We start from the raw sequence: 2,766 nt of genomic DNA, 5'->3' as shown, positions 1-2,766 counted from the left end.
TACAGATTTTCCAACTTATTGGGATTAGTCACACACACTTTTTGTCCTATAACCCAACATATACGAGTATGAATTCTATTTGCTTTGTAAACCACGATAAACGAGTTCAAAAATAACTTTCTGAGCTTCTAACCACTCATCACTCTGAGTCCACTTATATTCTTTATTAATAGCATATAATCCGTGTACTAAGAATACAAAAACCGATACACCTACATCAAATGAAATCCCAAGTGCTTCTGCCATAACGAGCCCTTGCCGATCTTTTTCACTCCCTATAATGCGTTGTAATACATATTCTGAAATTTGTTCATCTAAAAATAAAGGTAAATACTTTTTATGTCGTATAATACGCTGACATAATGGCAATCTATCAATAATAGAATCGTATGCTTCTCTCAACGAAACAGAATTAGAAGCAGCTGATAAGGCTTTAGCTATAATTTGTAAATTATTATTATCTACCATTCCTGGGCGTGAATAGGAAATTGCATCATCCACTAAATCATCAACAATTTCCATGATATTGCTATAGTGTAAATAAAAAGTAGAACGAGTTATACCCGAAGCTTTACACAACGATGTTACTGTTACAGACTCAAAAGAATTGTTTGCTAAACAACTAAGCAAGCCTTCTTTTAACAACATACGTGTCATTTCTTTTCGAGTTATCATATAACCTCCAACATAGACACTTTTATACAATGTGTCTATTAATAAACATAGTGTTAATTATTGTTGAGACTAGTATAACAAAACAAGGTATACTAGTTCTAGAGATTACAAATAATAATCTATTCAATTAGATCGACAATAATTTAATTAAGGAGATAACTATGACACAATATACTCACATTCGAAATGCTACAGGAAAATTAACAATAAAAAATACAACATTCCTTATTGATCCATTTTTAGCACCAAAAGATACTTATCCTGGCTTTGAAGGAACATTTAACTATCAACAAAGAATGCCTATGGTTGATTTACCTCTATCAATGGACAATCTATTAAGCAATGTAACTGCAGTGGTAGTCACACACACACATCTTGACCATTGGGATGATACGGCAATTAATGCTATTCCAAAATCACTTCCTATTTTTGTACAAAATACAGCGGACAAAGAACTTATTACTTCACAAGGCTTTAATGATGTACGCATCATTTTTGAAAGTCTAGAGTTTAATGGTATCACATTAAGAAAAACAGGTGGCTCCCACGGCACGGTAGAAATGTATGCAAATCCAGTTCTCGCACCATTAGCAGGCGATGCGATGGGCGTTATTTTTGAAACAGCAGACGAACCAACTGTGTACCTTGTAGGCGATACAGTTTGGACAAGTGATGTAGAGAAGGCCCTCCTTCGCTTCGACCCTAACGTTATTATTATGAACACTGGATATGCTCAAGTTTTAGGCTTTGAAGATAGTATTATTATGGGTACAAAAGATATTGGCCGCATGGTGGTACGCAAACCAGAGGCTAAAATCATTGCGGTTCACATGGATACAGTTAATCATACTGCAACAAGTCGTGAGGATGTGCGCAAATTTATTAAAGGCAACAACATTGAAAGCCATGTAGCAGTGCCTGAAGATGGTGAAACCATCACACTTTAATAGGTCTAAAACAATTAGTACATTATACTACGGCTAATACAAGACTAGTAAAAAATCTATCCACAAATAATAAAAAAACACCCTCTTAATTCTAATAGTCATAATAACTATAAGATCTATAGAGGGTGTTTTTATACGTAACTACAAATTATAATCTATCAAAAGATAAACTATTTTACTTCAGCCCAACCTAAAGCAGCACGTTTAGCGTCGATATCTGCTAAGATTTTTTCAGCTACTTTAGCAGGATCAGTATTTACATACATAACAGAACCTAAGATATCTTTAGTGTCTTCTTTAAGCCATTTTGTAACAGCATCAGAGCCTTGTGTAGGTGGCTCAACGCAGTGGTAAGAGTTGATACCCATCAAGCGGAAGCCAAGGGATGCATCGATACCTTTTTCGTTAGACCATTCAGGGCTAGACATTGCAAATGGCATTTGTGGTAAGTTAAGGCCTAATTCACCTGCAATACCAGCGAAGATACCGGAAGAACGAGCATTATCTACACATTCGCCAACATGCCATACTGGCGGTTGATCATCGCCCAAGAACTCTTGCAATGCAGGGCTACATTTCTTAATAGCATCTGTATTACAGTAACCAAGTTTCATTAATGGGAAGGACGCACAACCGTTTGTTGTGATGATACAGCCATTTTTGATAAGTGTATCAACGATATCTACAGTTGCTTTTTCGTAGATAACGCGAGGGTTGGAACAACCTACTACGTTTACGATACCACGAACTTTACCAGATTTTAAAGCCTCTGCCAATGGTTTGAATGAACCATAATGTTTAACAGTGGATTCTGGAGAGAAACCAACCTCTGCAGTGATTTCGTATGGCGGAATGAATACAGGCATACCTTTACGCAATTCATGAGCTTCAAGGGCACGATCCAAGATTTTACGAGCCAATTCTTTTGTTTCAGACAAGTTTGTATGGTGATGATCGTAACCGATATGTTCTGCACCTGGTAAACGAGCTGCATCAGATGTAGTGATAACTTTTGTGTTGAAGCAACGTGCTACGTCCATGATAGCAGGGTAAACATCTTGAACGTCAGCTACCCAGCAATCGAGTGCACCAGTACCAAGTACAAGTTCCGCACCGATAGCATTACACAATGGAATAACATTTT

The 2,766-nt window shown here is 36.8% G+C and carries 2 protein-coding genes and 1 pseudogene; 1 reads left to right on the top strand and 2 read right to left on the bottom strand.

Annotated features, from left to right (window positions below; genetic code table 11):
• Positions 1-75 precede the first annotated feature (75 nt).
• A complete protein-coding gene (locus tag RYM16_RS08965; protein ID WP_273298653.1) occupies positions 76-675 on the bottom strand; it encodes a TetR/AcrR family transcriptional regulator in 600 nt (199 codons plus the stop codon).
• A 161-nt stretch (positions 676-836) separates the two neighbouring features.
• Between RYM16_RS08965 and RYM16_RS08960 the strand changes: the two genes are divergently transcribed.
• Positions 837-1,622 (top strand): MBL fold metallo-hydrolase, encoded by a 786-nt coding sequence (locus RYM16_RS08960; protein WP_288187363.1) that lies wholly within the window; start codon positions 837-839, stop codon positions 1,620-1,622.
• 170 nt (positions 1,623-1,792) lie between these two features.
• On the opposite strand, the pseudogene RYM16_RS08955 reads toward RYM16_RS08960, so the two are convergent.
• Positions 1,793-2,766: pseudogene (locus RYM16_RS08955) on the bottom strand (carbon monoxide dehydrogenase); the annotation flags it as partial.

Origin of the sequence: uncultured Veillonella sp. (genome assembly GCF_963524655.1) — a bacterium.
Taxonomy (GTDB): Bacteria; Bacillota; Negativicutes; order Veillonellales; family Veillonellaceae; genus Veillonella.
This window is presented reverse-complemented; position numbering and strand designations above follow the sequence as displayed.